The 15,573-nt window shown below is 72.3% G+C and carries 12 protein-coding genes; 9 read left to right on the forward strand and 3 right to left on the reverse strand.

Translation table 11 applies throughout. The features are described 5' to 3' along the window. The first annotated feature begins 138 nt into the window (after nucleotides 1–138). On the forward strand, nucleotides 139–1,509 hold the full coding sequence (locus tag AB0E88_RS01125; RefSeq protein WP_361621702.1) for a histidine-type phosphatase: 1,371 nt from the start codon (nucleotides 139–141) through the stop codon (nucleotides 1,507–1,509). Here the strand turns inward: AB0E88_RS01125 and glnA are convergent. The 3 genes from glnA to AB0E88_RS01140 all read right to left on the reverse strand — a co-directional run bounded on the left by glnA (nucleotide 1,497) and on the right by AB0E88_RS01140 (nucleotide 5,513). After that, entirely contained in the window at nucleotides 1,497–2,906 is a 1,410-nt protein-coding gene (gene glnA / locus AB0E88_RS01130; protein WP_361621705.1) for a type I glutamate--ammonia ligase, read from the reverse strand. The genes AB0E88_RS01125 and glnA overlap by 13 nt on opposite strands. 177 nt (nucleotides 2,907–3,083) lie before the next feature. Continuing rightward, entirely contained in the window at nucleotides 3,084–4,706 is a 1,623-nt protein-coding gene (locus AB0E88_RS01135; RefSeq protein ID WP_361621708.1) for an AMP-binding protein, read from the reverse strand. Nucleotides 4,707–4,805: 99 nt separating this feature from the next. Beyond that, a complete protein-coding gene (locus tag AB0E88_RS01140) occupies nucleotides 4,806–5,513 on the reverse strand; it encodes a maleylpyruvate isomerase family mycothiol-dependent enzyme (RefSeq protein WP_361621711.1) in 708 nt (235 codons plus the stop codon). Between the two features lie 369 nt (nucleotides 5,514–5,882). Between AB0E88_RS01140 and AB0E88_RS01145 the strand changes: the two genes are divergently transcribed. The 8 genes from AB0E88_RS01145 (at nucleotide 5,883) to AB0E88_RS01180 (ending at nucleotide 15,493) form a co-directional block, all read left to right on the forward strand. Continuing rightward, nucleotides 5,883–7,085, forward strand: coding sequence for an acyl carrier protein (locus AB0E88_RS01145; RefSeq protein ID WP_361621714.1), 1,203 nt, complete (start codon nucleotides 5,883–5,885; stop codon nucleotides 7,083–7,085). Nucleotides 7,086–7,575: 490 nt separating this feature from the next. Then, entirely contained in the window at nucleotides 7,576–7,827 is a 252-nt protein-coding gene (locus tag AB0E88_RS01150) for a phosphopantetheine-binding protein (RefSeq protein ID WP_361621717.1), read from the forward strand. A gap of 62 nt (nucleotides 7,828–7,889) precedes the next feature. Further along, complete coding sequence (locus tag AB0E88_RS01155; RefSeq protein ID WP_361621720.1) at nucleotides 7,890–9,011, forward strand: acyl-CoA dehydrogenase family protein; 1,122 nt, start codon at nucleotides 7,890–7,892, stop codon at nucleotides 9,009–9,011. Between the two features lie 40 nt (nucleotides 9,012–9,051). Beyond that, nucleotides 9,052–10,185 carry an acyl-CoA dehydrogenase gene (locus tag AB0E88_RS01160; protein WP_361621723.1) on the forward strand — a complete coding sequence of 378 codons (1,134 nt, stop codon included), beginning with the start codon at nucleotides 9,052–9,054 and terminating at the stop codon, nucleotides 10,183–10,185. A gap of 52 nt (nucleotides 10,186–10,237) precedes the next feature. Further along, a complete protein-coding gene (locus AB0E88_RS01165) occupies nucleotides 10,238–11,917 on the forward strand; it encodes a carbamoyltransferase C-terminal domain-containing protein (RefSeq protein WP_361621726.1) in 1,680 nt (559 codons plus the stop codon). After that, nucleotides 11,914–13,275 (forward strand): lysine 2,3-aminomutase, encoded by a 1,362-nt coding sequence (locus AB0E88_RS01170; RefSeq protein ID WP_361621729.1) that lies wholly within the window; start codon nucleotides 11,914–11,916, stop codon nucleotides 13,273–13,275. The genes AB0E88_RS01165 and AB0E88_RS01170 overlap by 4 nt, the downstream gene beginning before the upstream one ends. Further along, nucleotides 13,272–13,943, forward strand: a complete 672-nt coding sequence (locus AB0E88_RS01175) for a 4'-phosphopantetheinyl transferase superfamily protein (RefSeq protein WP_361621732.1) — start codon at nucleotides 13,272–13,274, stop codon at nucleotides 13,941–13,943. Before AB0E88_RS01170 ends, AB0E88_RS01175 begins: the two co-directional genes overlap by 4 nt. Further along, nucleotides 13,940–15,493, forward strand: a complete 1,554-nt coding sequence (locus AB0E88_RS01180; RefSeq protein WP_361621735.1) for an amino acid adenylation domain-containing protein — start codon at nucleotides 13,940–13,942, stop codon at nucleotides 15,491–15,493. The genes AB0E88_RS01175 and AB0E88_RS01180 overlap by 4 nt, the downstream gene beginning before the upstream one ends. Nucleotides 15,494–15,573: the final 80 nt, after the last annotated feature.

Raw genomic sequence — 15,573 nt, forward strand, 5'->3', positions numbered from 1 at the left:
CCTCGGGCGAGGATCACCGACCGAGGCAGGCGCGCGGCCCGCTCGGCTGCGCGTCCCCGTGACACGCACCTGCGCCCGGCCGCAGGCCCGCCACCTCGAGGTCATCTCCCGTTCACGGCCGGCGCTGACGATGCGCCCATGAGACGTACTGTCACTCCCGCCCTCGCCCTGGGGCTTTGCGCACTGCTCGCCACGGCCCTGCCCGCCCACGCCACCACGGAGAGGACCGCGCACGCCGACAGCTACGGGACCAAGGCCCCGTACGCCCCCCGGCAGAACCCGCGGAGCTATGAGCCCGCGCCCGCCGGTTTCACCCCTGTCTTCACCGAGAACGTCTCCCGGCACGGCTCGCGCGCCGCGAGCGACAGCGAGGACGGTGACCTGATCCTCGCCCTGTGGGACAAGGCCGAGAGCGAGGGCCAACTCACCCGAGCGGGACGGGAGTTCGGGCCCCGTGTGCGACTGCTGCTCGACGCCATGGCCACGGTGGGGTACGGCAACCTCAGCGGGCGCGGCAAGCAGGAGATGGCGGGCACGGCCGCACGCATGGAGCAGCGGCTTCCGGAGCTGTTCACCCGGATCGCCGAGAAGAACGAGAAGATAGACGTCGTCAGTTCCGGACAGACACGGGCCGTCGACAGCGGCAAGGCCTTCACCGCCGCTCTCGCCGCCACCGACCCGCGCCTCGCGCCGCTCATCGGCGCGACCCGCACCGACAAGGACGTGCTCTACTTCCACAAGGCGGCCGGCGGTGCCGCGTACCGCGACTACATCGCCACCGACGAGCGGCTCGCACGAACCCTCAAGAGCATCACCGACCAGCCCGCGACCCACCGGGCCGCCCGCGGTGTCCTCGGCAAGCTGTTCAAGCCCGCCTTCGTGCAGCGCGTCGTCCAGGGCGAGTTCTCCTCCATCGGCAGCGACGTCGACGCCGCGGAGGCGGTCTACAACCTGTACGGCATCGCTCCGGCGATGAGGAACGAGAGCCCCGACGGCAAGGGATGGGGCATGGAGCGGTACGTCCCGCCCAGCGACGCCGCCTGGTTCGGTTACCTGAGCGACGCCGAGGACTTCTACCAGAAGGGCCCGGGTTTCACGGACAGCGACATCACCTACAAGATGGCCGGTGTCCTGCTCGACGACCTCTTCAAGAAGGTCGAGGCCAAACGGGACGGGACCAGTGACCTCGGTGCCGAGCTGCGCTTCACGCACGCGGAGGAGATCATCCCGCTGGCCGCGCTGATGGGCCTGCCCGGGAGCACGAAGCCCGTCACCGCCGAGCAGCCGTACACGTACGCGGACAACCCCTGGCGCGGCGCGTCCGTGTCCCCGTTGGGCGCGAACATCCAGTGGGACGTCTTCCGCAAGGGCGGCACCTACCTCGTGCGGATGCTCTACAACGAGAAGGAGACCGCCTTCAAGCAGGGCTGCACTCCGGTGTCCAAGGGCAGCAAGTTCTACGACCTGAACGAACTCGAGCGCTGCTTCGGGCGGGATCAGGCGTCGTAGTAGAGCGCGAACTCGTAAGGGTGCGGGCGGTGACGGATCGCGTCGATGTCCCGCTCGCGCTTGAGCCGGATGTGCGTCTCGATGAGGTCGGTGGTGAAGACGTCCCCTTCGAGGAGGTAGCCGTGGTCCTCCTCGAGGGCGCGCACGGCCTCGGCGAGGTTCTCCGGCAGGCGTTCGGCCCCCTCGTCCGTGTAGAGGTCGGCGTCGACGGGCGCGGGGGGCTCGATCTTGTTGCGGATACCGTCGAGTCCCGCCATCAGCAGCGCGGAGAAGGCGAGGTGCGGGTTGCCGGTCGCGTCCGGGAAGCGGATTTCCACCCGCTTGGCGCGGGCGTCGTCCCCGGTCACCGGGATCCGCACACAGGCCGACCGGTTGCCCTGCGAGTAGACGAGGTTGACCGGGGCCTCGAAGCCGGGGAGCAGCCGGTGGTACGAGTTGAGCGACGGGTTGGTGAACGCGCACAGGCTTGCCGCGTGCCGCATGACGCCGCCGATGTAGTACCGGGCGGTGTCGGACAGGCCGCCGTAACCGAGGGGGTCGTGGAAGAGCGGTTCGCCGTTCTTCCAGAGCGACTGATGCACATGCAGGGCGTTGCCGTTGTCGCCCTGGAGCGGCTTCGGCATGAAGGTGACGGTCTTGCCGTGCTGCCAGGCCGCGTTCTTCACCACGTACTTGAGCAACTGCAGTTCGTCCGCCGAGCGCAGCAGGGTGCCGTAGACGTAGTTGATCTCGGTCTGGCCGCCGGAGGAGACCTCGTGGTGCGACTTCTCCACGGCGATCCCGCAGTCCTCCAGAAGGGAGACCATGGTGTCGCGCAGGTCGGCGAAGCGGTCGTGGGGACTGACCGGCGAGTACCCCTCCTTGTAGGGGATGCGGTAGCCGAGGTTGCCGCCCTCCTCCTCACGGCCCGTGTTCCACCAGCCCTCGGCCGAGTCGATGTGGTGGAAGGCGGTGTGGGCGTCCTCGCCGAAGCGGATCGAGTCGAAGATGTAGAACTCCGGCTCAGGGCCGAAGTACGCGCGGTCGGCGACGCCGGACGCCGCGAGGTGGGCCTCCGCCTTGCGCGCGACGTGGCGGGGGTCGCGGCTGAAGGGCTCGCCGGTCGCCGGGTCGTGCACGAAGGCGTTGACGACGAGCGTCCTGCGCTCCCGGAAGGGGTCGATCCAGGCGGAGTCCAGATCGGCGCGGAGCAGCATGTCCGACTTGTCGATGGACGTGAAGCCGCGGATCGAGCACCCGTCGAACGCCACGCCCTCGGCGAGCAGGGACGGTGTCACGGCGGCGGCGGGCAGGCTGAAGTGCTGCACCCGGCCGAGGAGATCGCAGAACCTGATGTCGAGGAAGCGCACCTCCTCGTCGGCGATACGGCGTACGAGGTCGTCCGGGCTCGGTGACACGTGGCTTGCTCCTTGCGGGGTGTGCGGTGGTGAGGCCAGGGATCCGGGAACGCGGAGGGTGCGGCCGGACCTGTCGGGGGTCCTGTCGTCGCATCGTCGTGGCCGACGAGACCCGGCCATGTGCTCGGGCCATGTGCTCGGGGCCATGTGCTCAAGCGATGTGCTCAGGCCATGTGCTCAGGCCCGTTCCCGCAGGGCGGCGCGGTCCACCTTGCCGTTGGGGGTCAGCGGCATCTCCGGCAGGATCCGTACCTCCTCGGGGATCATGTAGTCGGGCAGGGTCTCGGCGCAGAACGCGCGGATGGCCCGGGCATCGATCTCCGCCCTGCCGGAGCCGCCGGTGACGAAGGCGAACAGCACCTGTTCCCCGGTGGCGTCGGGCAGGACGAGCGCCGTCGCGGCGGCCACGTCGGGGTGTTCCTCGATACGGGTCTCGACCTCGCCGAGTTCCACCCGGTTGCCCCGGAGCTGCACCTGCGAGTCCTTGCGCCCGCAGTAGTACAGCTCGCCCCCGGCACCCCGGTAGGCGAGATCACCGGTGCGGAAGACGGGCTGACCCGAACGCGGGTTGAGGGGGTCGGGCACCTGGGCGGCCGCCGTTGCCTCCGGGTCCCCCCAATAGCCCGCGAACATGGCCGGTGAGCGGAGATAGAGTTCGCCGGTCACGCCGGCCTCCTCGATCGGCCGCCCGTCGGCGTCGAGGAGCATCCCCTCGGAGCCGGGATGAGGGGTGCCGATGGACAGCCGTACGGTCTCGGCCGGAAGCGGGTCGGCCACCTCGGTCAGCGAGCACGACATGCACTCGGTGTGCCCGAAGCTGTTCAGCACCCGGATGCCGGGCCGCAGTTCACGCAGCCGGCGCAGTTCCGGCAGCGGGAACTCCTCGCCGGAGAAGAGGATCGCGCGCAGGTCGGTGAGGTCCGCGAACATGTCCGGCTCGTGCCGCAGCACCTGCCGCCAGATCGACGGGACCCCGTTGACCTGGGTGACGGCCATCTCCTTCAGGAACCGCAGGAAGCGGCGCGGCCAGCGCAGCAGGGCACGTGGGACCGGCACGCAGCAGGCGAGACTGCCGAGGGCCATCCCGATGTCGAACAGGGACAGGTCGAACTGCAGGGGGGCGGTGGTGGCGACGCGTTCGTCCGGGCCGATGTCGCTGTCCGCGATGAGCATGCGGAAGTACGACACGATGCCGCGCTGCGTCATGACGACGCCCTTGGGCCGTCCCGTCGTACCGGAGGTGAAGATGATGTAGGCGGGGTCGGTCTCGACGACCGCGCGCCGGTGCCGGACGCGCTCGCGCGGCCGGGTCCACAGCTCGATCCCGCCGGGCCCGAAACGGCCGGTGCCCATGCCCGCCGGGGGCTGGATCCGGCAGGTCCCGGCGGTGGTCAGGAACAGCGCGGGTTCGGCGAGTTCCACGATGGCCGCCACCCGCCGTGCCGGTGTCTCCGGGCTGACGGGCACGAACGTCAGGCCGAGCCGGGAGCAGGCCAGCAGCAGGGCGACAGCGTGCGCGGAGGTGTCGGCCTCGAGCACGACCCGGTCTCCCACGTCGAGGCCGAGCGGGGCCAGCAGGTCCGCACAGGCGTGGACGCGGCGCTCCAGTTCGCGATAGCTGAGCGCCTGCGGCACACCGTCGTCGCCCAGCTCGTACACGGCGGTCCGGTCGGGCACCAGCCAGGCGCCCGCCAGCAGGAACTCGTGCAACAGGCGGGCCTCGGATCTCGTCCCGTCCTCGCGTGGTCGGGCGTGGGGGAGGAGCCGCGCGTCCTCACGGACGGTCACCATGCCGGTCATCGGTCCTTTCGTGAAGCGGTGTGGTGCGGGGCCCGGACGGGGACGGGGGCGCCGTTTCAGATCCAGAGCCGTTCAGATTCCGTTCAGATCCAGAGCCGTTCAGATCCAGAAGGGAGCAGGCGGAACCGTGTCGGTGCCGGAGGCGACGAGCCGCGTACCCGGGGAGCGGCCGCTGAGCCAGGCGAGCAGGTCGGCCTGCCGTCCGCTGACCGTGGGTCCACCGGTCCCGAGGGTGTGGACGAGACCGGTGTCGGTCGCCTCCAGACGCAGCGCCGGGGTCTGCGGCCGCCGGGCGAGTGCCTCGACGATGTCGTCGAGGATCCACTGGGCGGCGTCGGCCGGTATGTCCGCGAAGCCGTAGCCGGCGTCCAGGTCGGCGTGGTGGATCTCCAGTTCGCGCAGCCGGGTGGGGACCAGGGTCGAGGGCGTGCGCAGTTCCCCGGTGCGCATCCGCACCTCGCCGTGCCAGGCCGCGGGGGGCAGGGCGCGCACCGCCTCCTCGAAGCGGGCGGCGGTGTCGCGGAGGTCGGCGACCAGGTCGGTGACGGGCCGCCGGGCCCCGGCCTCGATCTCGGCGGCACGGGCTTCCATGCTCGCGTACTGGGGCGTCTCCACGCCGGTGCGGGCCCAGGTGAGCAGTCGGCAGAGGCTCTCCGCGGCGCGGGCGACATGGGTGATGACGTGGCCACGGGTCCACGGGGGGACCAGGGTGTCTCCGTCGACCTGGGCATCGGTGAGGGAAGCGACCGTGGCGATGAACCGGTCCGTGGACGCGTTGATCGGGTCCAGTGCCCCGAGGTCGTGCATAGCGCTCCTCGCGCATTCCATAATGCGGAAATGACTGTTCGAAGTGCGGAAAGTTACTCGACTGTAAGTGGGGTACTTCCGTGGCGTCAACCAGCTCGAGCGGATGGCCAGTTGGGGGTAGTGATCTGAGTCACTGTGCATTGTCCTGACTGTTGATGCGTGGCAGCGTGATGTTGCAATGCGGATGAAATATTCCGCATCACGGAAGTGGACCCAGTGGCTGAGACCACTTCCCGGCGGCAGTGCTGAGCGGGCCACAGGGCGGGCTTGCCGCCGCCTGTGCAGGAGCGCACGGGGTGACACGGCCGTCCCGCGGCCCGCCGTACCGATATCGACCGGTCGACTCGCGACCGACCCGATGGGGGATGTGTGCAGCACGACAGCGAAGAACACCGGCTCCCGGACGCGAAGCGCCGGCTCGCGGCGCTGTCCGCGGTCCGGGCGGACCTCCTGGACTGTGTGCAGTCCAATCTGGCCGTGCTGGCCGACCACTTCCACGGTCGGGGCACCCACCTGCGACTCGGCTCGCGGCTCAGCAGCCGGTGGTACCCGGGTGCGGACGGGCTGCCCACCGTCGACCCCCCGCTCGCGGAACAGCTCGTCGAAGCGGAAAGATGCCTGGACCTGCGTGTCACCGGCCAGAAGACGGTCACCGGGGGCGACTTGCCCGGTGCCGTCCAGCCCGGGGCGCCCTGCTACGCCGTCGCGGACGCCTACGAGATGCCCTGGCTGCCCTACCACCGCCGACGGCACATGGACCACAGCTTCCTGCTCATCGCGCCCGACGCGGCCGACGACGGCTGGACGGTCGTGGACGCCTACGACAACGACACCCCCTGGGGCGCCGCCAGACCCGGCGCCTGGACTCTCACCGCGGACCAACTGGCCGTCCTCGGCGAGGTGGAGCTGTTCCGTATCGCGCCCGGGCCGTCCGGTGCCGGTGACGGACCCCGCATCCGGGTGGAGCACGTCCCCATGGACGACTACCTCGCCGCGCTCCACCAGGGCGCCGACCGGGAAGCAGTGCTGCACCGGCTGACCGGCGACGCCTGGCTGCTCGCCCGCTCGCGCACCCTGCACGCGCTGTTCGTGGCCGACGGAGCACCCGACGAGGAGACGGCACGTCACCTGGAGCGATGGAACCAGCTGGTCACGCACACCTACGTGGCCTACCGCCGGGTGGCCCGCGGGCGCCCCGAACCACCGGGCCTGGTGGACCGGCTGGCCGAACTCCTCGAAGCGGACCGGAACGTCTTCCCGGACACCGGAAAACCCGCGGCGCCGCCCACCGCCGCGGGCCTGCCCGGCGACGCCGCCTCCGACAGGGTGCGCGTCCAGGTCGCCGAAGTGGTCGCCGCCGTACTCGGAGGCGACCCGGGCTCGCTGGGCGCCGGCACCGATCTGCGTACCGTGGAGGGATTCACCTCGTTCCGCATGGTCGACATCATCGAGCGCCTCGAAGCCGAGCTCGGCGTCGAATTCGACTCCGACGACCTGGTTCCGGAGAACCTGCGGAGCGTCGAAGGGCTGTGCCGCGTCGTCCGGGGCGCTCGGGAACCGGCCGAGCCCTGAGGTGACGCAGGCAGGCCGCCGGCGGACGCCTCACGGGTGCCGTCCGGCGACTGCTCCGGAACCGGTCCACGACACCGGCCCCGAACGCCGGGACGCCGGGCCCGGACGCCGGGCCCGGACGCCGGGCCGAGGGCCCCGGGTCTTGTCGCCCGGCAGTCCGACTTCCCCGCAGTCCGACTTCCCGCCGCCGATTCCGGCCCGGCGACGCCCGAACGCTCACCCCGACCCCGGGCCGCGTGCGGGTTGCCTCGCCCGTTCCCGGGGGTGCGGGACGGGGCCCCAGAAACCGTGCCCGAGCACCAGTACGGCATCAACACGCCTCGCCGCGAGGGGAGTTCGGACCCCCGCCCCTTGAAAGGGGAGTCCGAGTACCTCGAGCGCGTCACGCCCTCCGCCACGCGTCCCGGGGCGCGGACCGCACGCCCGTCGCTCGTCCCAGCCGCGGCGAGCCCCACCCGCCCGACGACCTTCCCTGAGAGAGGAGCCCGCTGTGGACAGCGCCTTCATCGACCTCCTGCGCCGGCAGCTCAGAGTCGAGAGCTCCACCGAGATCACCGCCGACACCAGCCTGCGCGACCTCGGCATGGACTCCATGCGGTCCATCGAGTTGCTGTTCGGCATCGAGGAGGCCTACGACATCACCCTGCCGGACACCGATCTCAACGAGACCACCTTCGCCACCCCCGGCAACCTCTGGAAAGCGGTCACCGTACAGCTCCCCGACGGGTCGGTGGCCCTGTGACCGCACCCGCCGCCAGTACCGCCGAGGGTCGACACCCCGCTCTCACCGAGGCGTTGGCCCGTGTGACCGGGGTGGCCGAGCAGCACCTGGCCGCCGCCGACCGCGACGCCACCTTCCCCGGCGACGCCCTCGACGCGATGCGGGCCGAGGGGCTCCTCGGCCTGGTCGTGCCGCGCGCCCACGGAGGCATGGGCGGCGGTCTGCGCGACGTCGTCGACGCGGGCCTTGCCCTCGGCCGGTGCGACATGTCGCTCGGACTGATCTTCACCATGCACTGCCAACAGGTCGCCGCCGTGGTCGAGTTCGCCGCCGAGCCGCTGCGCTCCCGGCTGCTGCCGGTGCTCGGCGAGGGTCGCCACTACCTGGCGTCCGTCAGCACCGAGAGCGGCAAGGGAGGCCATGTCTACAGCGCGCACGCCGCCCTGCGCGAAGAGGGCGCCGACCTCGTCGTCGACCGTTTCGCGCCGGTCGTCACCGGGGGCGAGCAGGCCGACGGGTTCCTCATCACCATGAAGAACGCGCAGGCCACGCACGACCGGGACGTCGCCCTGGTGTACGCGGCACGCGAGCAGTTGCTGGCCGAACGGACCGGGAACTGGCAGCCCATGGGGATGCGGGCCACGCGCAGCGCGCCGCTGAAGCTCACCGGCACCGTACCGGCGTACCAGGTACTCGCCCCCGACGTGCCCTTCCGTACCATCGCCGACCGGGTCCTCGTCCCCTACGCGCACTTGGGCTGGTCGGCGGCCTGGCTCGGCGCCGCCGCCGGCGCCCTCTCCCGCGTCCTGCACCTCATCCGCAGCCCGCAGGGGCGCAAACGCTTCGACGTCGGCTCCGAACTGCTCCTCACCCGGCTCTCCCGGACCCGCCAGCGCCTCGACGCGGTCCATGCCCAGCTGCGGCACACCCTGCGGATGGTGGAGAGCACCCCCGACCTGACCGCGCCGTCCGCCCAACTCCTGCTCAACGGCCTCAAACTGAGCGCCTCCGAGCAGTGCCGCGCCGCCGTGGACGATCTGATCGACGCGGTCGGCCTGCAGCACGGCTACCTCAAGGACTCCCCGACCCGGCTGGAGCAGACCCTGCGCGACCTGCGCTCGGCGACCTTGAACTACCACAACGACCGGCTGCACCTGGCGGACGGCCGGCTCGCCCTGCTCGACCGGGAGGTGTGCTTTGTCTGACCGGCCACCGCGGTGCGACACCGCCCCCGAACGCGACCGCATGGCAGGCGGGGACGAGGAGGTGCGGGCCGCCGTCGCCCACCTGCCGCCCCAGGCGACCGGGCGCGACCTGTGGGCCGCCCTGGGCACCGCGGGACTGATCGCCTGGATGTATCCGGACGGACAGGCGGACCGGGGCGTCTTACCCGAACGGCTGGCCCGCGTCCTCGCCGTGACCGGGGAGCGGTTCGCCTTCGGCAGCACCATGTCCCTCTGCGTCCAGGCCGCCACCACCCTGCCCCTGCTCGCCACCGGTGCCCGCACCGCGCCCGGCCCCTGCGCCGACGCGCTCCGCGAAGCCCTCGCCGGCCGGGCGGTGACCGCTCTGGCGGCGACCGACACCACCGCGGGATCGGACCTGGCCTCCCTGCGCACCGAAGCCCGGATCGGTACGGACCACGCCGTGCTCGACGGCGCCAAACGCTGGATCAACAACGCCGTCCCGGCCGATCAGCTGCTGGTTCTCGCCCGGCACCGGCCCGGCCCCCACTTCACCCACTTCACCTGGTTCCTGGTCCCCGCCGACAGCCCCGGGGTGACGGTACGGCCCGCCGACACCGCCCTCTTCGACGGCTCCGGCACCGGCGACATCGACCTTGTGGACGTACGTCTCCCGCTGTCCCACATCGTCGGGCGCGTCGGACTCGGACTGCCCGCGTTCGTCCGGCACATCGGCCCCGAACGCCTCGCCGGCGCCCTGTGGAGCGTCGAACTGTGCCGCACCGCCCTCGACAGCACCCTGCGCCGGCTCACCGGCAGACCCCACGGCACGGGCACCCTGTGGGACCTCGACAGTGTCCGGCAGCTCTTCGCGGAGAGCCTGGTGCGGGTCCAGCAACTGCGGGCGCTGTGCGACGGGCTCCGCGACCGCGTCGTGCACGGCCACGACGCCGCCGCGGCGGCCTCGCTCAAGGCGGCGGCCGGCACCACCGTCAACCATGTCCTCGAGACCTGCGGCCAGCTCCAGGGAGCCCACGGATTCGCCAGCGGCGGCATCCAGGAACTGCGCGCCCAGGCCGCCATCTTCGCCATCAGCGGCGGAGCCACCGAAGTGGTCCGGTCCATCGTCGCCGACTCCGCGCGCAGTGAACTCGACCTGCTGCGTCTCACCACCGCGCCGGCCGCCACGCCGTGACACCGGCCCCGGCCGCCGATTCCTTCCACCCCCACGACCTACGGAGCGACCCATGTGGATTCTCGGTGTGAACGCGCCCCCCACCGGCTGGCACGACACGGCCGCCTGTCTCATCGACGGAACCGGCCGGGTGATCGCCTTCTCGGAGGAGGAGCGCTGCAACCGGGTACGTCACTCCCTGTACCGCAAGCCTCTCCACGCGGCCCGCCACTGCCTCGACCAGGCGGGCATCACCGCCGCCGACCTCGACGTCGTCGCCATCGGCTGGAACACCGAGCAGCTCTACCCGCGGCGCTTCGCCGACGACGCCGAGTTCCTGGACTTCGCCGTGGGCCTCGACTTCGGCGACCGGCTGCCCGAGGTGGTGCGCGTACCGCACCACGCCGCACACGCCGCCTCCGCCTTCTACGCCTCCCCCTTCCCCAAGGCCGGCGTCCTCGTCGTCGACGGGCACGGCGAGAACGAGTCCACCACCATCTGGACCTTCGAGGACGGCGCCGAGCCGCGACGGGAACGCAGCTGGCCGCGCACCTCCTCGCTCGGCTACGCCTACGACGCGGCCTCCACCTGGCTCGGCTTCTCCTTCCTCAACGCGGGCAAGACCATGGGACTCGCCGCCTACGGGCGGGCCCGCGGCCTCCCGGTGGAATCCCTGGTCGACGTGGACGCCGACGACTTCCGCCTCGCCGTCCCCCCTCTCGCCGAGCGTCCCGGCCGCGCCACCGCCGACGAGGTCAAGGAGCAGTACGACCGGACCCTCGCCGCCTGGCGCGAGCGCTACTCCACGCTCGTGGGCGCCGAGGCCCCGGCCGCGCCCGAGGGCAGCCTGGCCGACGACCCGAACGCGGTCCGCGTCGCCTACACCGCCCAGCGCGTCGTGGAGGAGACGGTCACCGCCCTGGCCGCGGTCACCCGGAAGATCTCCGGTACCGACGCCCTCTGCCTGGCCGGCGGGGTCGCCCTGAACTGCAGCACCAACGGCACCCTCCCGGGCCCCGTGTACGTGCCGCCCGTCCCGCACGACGCCGGAGTCGCCCTGGGTGCCGCCTGGACGGTGTGCCCGCCCAAGGACCGCACCCGCGAACCCCTCGACCCCTACCTCGGCACCGACGTCGACGGCCCGTCCCACTCCCGCACCCCGGCCCCCCTGGACACCTCCGACCTGATCCGGGAGGACCTCGACATCGACCGGGTCACCGACCTGCTGCTGGCGGGCCGCGTCGGGGCCGTCGCGCAGGGCCGCGCCGAGGTGGGTCCGCGCGCACTGTGCCGCCGCTCGATCATCGCCGTCCCCGACACCGCCGAGGTCAACACCCGCGTCAACACCCTGAAGGACCGGGAGCAGTGGCGCCCGTTCGCCGGGGTGACCCGCCCGGAGTACGGGGCCCGGCTGTGGGAGCGTCAGGAACACCTCAGCCGGTACATGCTCGGCGCCGCCCGGGCCACCGACCTCGGCCGGCGGGTCGCGCCGGGAGTGGTGCACGTCGACGGCACCACCCGGCCGCAGGTGCTGTACGCCGACGAGGCCCCCGCTGTCGGCGCGGTCCTGGACACCCTGGAGCGGCGCGGCGTGCCACCGGTCCTGCTGAACACCTCGTTCAACGGCAGAGGCGAACCGATCGTCAACACCAAGGGAGACGCCCTGGCCACGTTCCGCGCTCTGGACCTGGACTTCCTCGTCCTGGGCGACGCGCTGTTCCGCAAGAAGCACGAAGGGAACACCGCACGATGAAGTCCACCGTCACCGCACCGGGGGCCACGCGGGGTCCGGCCGGCCCGCCCGGTGAGCGTTTCCGCGCCTTCGGGCCGCGCCACATCGACGAGATCGCCGACCGGTACGGCCTGGCGCCCGAGACCCGCGAGACGGTGCGACGCATCTCCCTCGTGCTGCCCTTCCGCGTCAACGGCTACGTCCTGGACCAGCTCATCGACTGGGACCGGGGCGCCGAGGATCCGCTGTTCCAGCTGACCTTCCCGCAGCCGGGGATGCTCACGGAGGAGGACGAGCGCGAGCTGGAGAAGCTGTCCGCCGACCCGGCCGACCGGCTGCTGCTGCGTGAAGCCGTCTCGGCCATACGGCGCCGGCTCAACCCGCATCCCTCCGGTCAGCAGCAGCTCAACGTGCCCACGCACAACGGCGCCGCCCTGCCCGGCCTCCAGCACAAGTACCGCGAGACGGTGCTGTACTTCCCCAGCCAGGGACAGACCTGTCACGCCTACTGCACCTACTGCTTCCGCTGGGCGCAGTTCGTCGGCGACGCCGACCTGCGGTTCGCCGCCCCCGACCCGTCCGGCCTGCTCGCCCACCTGGCCGACCACCCCGACGTGCACGACGTGCTCATCACCGGCGGCGACCCCATGGTGATGTCCACCGAACGGCTGCGCCGCCACGTGGAACCCCTGCTCGGCGTCGAGTCCGTCCGTACCGTGCGGATCGGCACCAAGTCGGTGGCGTACTGGCCGCAGCGCTTCGTCACGGACCCGGACGCCGACGACGTCCTGCGTCTGTTCGAGGAGGTGGTGGCGTCCGGCCGGCAGCTCGCCGTGATGGCGCACTTCAGCCATCCGCGCGAGCTGTCCACCGGCCTCGCCCGGCAGGCGCTGCGCCGCATCCGCGACACGGGCGCCGTCATCTACTGCCAGGCCCCTCTCATCTCCCATGTCAACGACGACGCCGAGGTGTGGGCGCGGCTGTGGCGGGCCGAACTGGCCGCGGGGGCCGTGCCGTACTACATGTTCGTGGAGCGCGACACCGGCCCGCAGGACTACTTCAAGGTGCCCCTCGCGAGGGCCACCGAGATCTTCCAGGACGCGTATCGCACGCTGCCGGGGCTCGCCCGTACCGTCCGCGGGCCGGTGATGTCCGCCACCCCTGGAAAGGTCGTCGTCGACGGGATCGACGAGACGGGCCCGGAACGCTGGTTCCAGCTGCGCATGCTGCAAGCCCGGGACCCGTCCCTGGTGGGGCGGCCGTTCCGGGCCCGGTACGACCCGGACGCCGCCTGGCTCCACGACCTGGAACTTCACCCGGACACCCCGGCCGACCTGCGGGACGCGGTCGGTGGCCGGGCGGGGAACGGCGCGCCGTGAGCGGGTTCGTGACGGTGCCGGTGGCCCCCGGGGTGTGGCTGGCCGCCGGTGACGGCGGGGACCTCCCCGTCAGCACCCATCCCGGCGACCGGCACACGGCCCGCTCGATGCCCGCCCGGCGGGCCCGCGAGTTCCTCACCGGACGCGGTCTGCTCCGCCGCCTTCTGCTGGAGGTCCGTCCCGAGGCCGCCGACGCTCCCACCGTCGCCGGCCCGCACGGCGCGCCGCGGCTGGAGGGCCATCCCGGTCTCGGCGTCAGCATCGCGCACGACGCCGGTACCGTGGCCGCCGCCGTCGCGGTGGGCCGGGCGGTCGGCGTGGACGTCCAGCACCCGCCGCAGTGGGCCTCGCCCACGCTGGCGCGGCGCCTGCTGCGGGAGCGGACGGCGCAACTCGACACCCTGCCCGCACCCGCCGCCGCACGCGAACTCGCCTGGGTGTGGACGGCGCAGGAGGCCTGCGCCAAGGCCACCGGACGGGGCCTGGCGGTCCGTCCCTGGACGATCGACGTACCGCTCGGGGCCCGTTCCGGCACCTGGCGCGGGCTGGCCTGGCACAGCCTCCGCGACCGGTTCGGCACACCGCTCAGCTGCGCGTTCACCGCTCCCCACGGCACCTGCCCCCCGCGTACCCGCACCCGCACACCGAACGAGGCGATCGACCGATGACGACCGAGGAGTGCCACGACACGCTGTACGACTGGTTCGCGCGTTCCGCCGCCGCGTACCCGGACCACACGGCCCTGGAGGTGTCCGGCCGCCGGCTCACGTATGCCGAACTCGCCGGATACGCCGGGCGGATCGCCGACGGACTCGTGCGCCACACGGGCGGTGACCGGCCTCGCCGGGTCGGGCTGCTCGCCGGGCGCACCGCGGAGGCGTACGCCGGGTATCTCGCCGTCCAGCGGCTCGGCGCGGCGGTCGTGCCCTTGGGCGTCTCCTTCCCCGCGGCACGCAACGCGGCCGTCGCGGCCGCGGCCGGCGTCGACCTGGTGCTCACCGACGGCGGGGGAGAGGTCGCCGGCCAGGTCGCTCTGCCGGTCCGGCAGTGGGATCCGGGCGCTTGGGCGCCGCGGGCCGCCGCCGGGGAGCCGGGCGCCGGGCGGGAACCGGTGCGGCCGCGTCCCGGCGACCTGGCGTACATCCTGTTCACGTCCGGGTCCACCGGGGTGCCCAAGGGCGTGCCGATCCGGCACCGCAACGCGTGCGCGTACCTGAGGCACGCGGTGGCCCGGTACGGGGTGCGGCCGGGCGACCGGCTCTCGCAGACCTTCGACCTCACCTTCGACCCGTCGGTGTTCGACATGTTCGCGGCCTGGGGTTCGGGGGCGACGCTGGTGGTGCCGACCCGCGACGAGGTGCTCGCTCCCGTCCGGTTCGTCACCGAGCGCGCCCTCACCCACTGGAACTCGGTCCCGTCCGTGATCACGCTGGCCGGCCGGCTGCGTGCTCTGAAACCCGGCAGCATGCCCACACTGCGGCGCAGCATGTTCTGCGGCGAGCCGCTGACGCTGCGTCAGGCGCTGGCTTGGCAGCGGGCGGCTCCCGGCGGCACGGTGGACAACGGGTACGGCCCGACCGAGCTGACCGTCACCTGTGTCACCCACCGTCTGTCCGCCGACCCGTCCGGCTGGCCGGAGCCCGCCAACGGCACCGTCCCCATCGGCCGACCCCACCCGGGAGCCGAGATCCTGCTGCACGAGGGCGAGTTGTGCGTGCGGGGCCCGCAGCGTTTCGACGGCTACCTGGACCCAGCCCACAACACGGGACGGTTCCTGGCGCCCGACGGGTCGCCGTACGATCCGGCGACGCCGCTCACCGACGCGCACTGGTACCGCACCGGCGACCGGGTGGAGCTGGGGGACGACGGCGTCCTCGTCCATCTGGGACGACTGGACCAGCAGGTGCAGGTGCACGGCTACCGGGTGGAGCTGGGCGAGGTGGAAGCGGCGTTGCGAAGCCATCCGGGAGTGGCCGACGCCGTCGTCCTCGCACCCGTCTCGGACTCCGGTGTGCGGCTGGCGGCCGCCTTCAGCCCGACGGGCGAGGCGGCCGTGGACCCGGCCGGGCTGCGCGCGGCCCTCCAGGACCGGCTGCCGGCGTACATGGTGCCCGAGACGCTGACCGCGCTGCCCGCCCTGCCGCTCAACGCGAACGGCAAGATCGACCGCCCGGCCGTCGCGGCGGCCCTGGGAATGTCCGGACCGGAGGGACGTTAGCCGCACAACGTCGGGACCGGACCGGAAAACCAGAACCGCCCCCCTTTCGGTGCGGAGCTGGTTTTCCGGCGCCCGGTATT

This window comes from Streptomyces sp. NPDC028635, from assembly GCF_040637635.1.
GTDB lineage: Bacteria > Actinomycetota > Actinomycetes > Streptomycetales > Streptomycetaceae > Streptomyces.

Coding starts and splice junctions, on each gene's coding strand:
- AB0E88_RS01180 (WP_361621735.1), top strand. CDS start 13,940: ATGACGACCGAGGAGTGCCACGACACGCTGTACGACTGGTTCGCGCGT.
- AB0E88_RS01140 (WP_361621711.1), bottom strand. CDS start 5,513: ATGCACGACCTCGGGGCACTGGACCCGATCAACGCGTCCACGGACCGG.
- AB0E88_RS01160 (WP_361621723.1), top strand. CDS start 9,052: ATGGCAGGCGGGGACGAGGAGGTGCGGGCCGCCGTCGCCCACCTGCCG.
- AB0E88_RS01125 (WP_361621702.1), top strand. CDS start 139: ATGAGACGTACTGTCACTCCCGCCCTCGCCCTGGGGCTTTGCGCACTG.
- AB0E88_RS01165 (WP_361621726.1), top strand. CDS start 10,238: ATGTGGATTCTCGGTGTGAACGCGCCCCCCACCGGCTGGCACGACACG.
- AB0E88_RS01135 (WP_361621708.1), bottom strand. CDS start 4,706: ATGACCGGCATGGTGACCGTCCGTGAGGACGCGCGGCTCCTCCCCCAC.
- AB0E88_RS01170 (WP_361621729.1), top strand. CDS start 11,914: ATGAAGTCCACCGTCACCGCACCGGGGGCCACGCGGGGTCCGGCCGGC.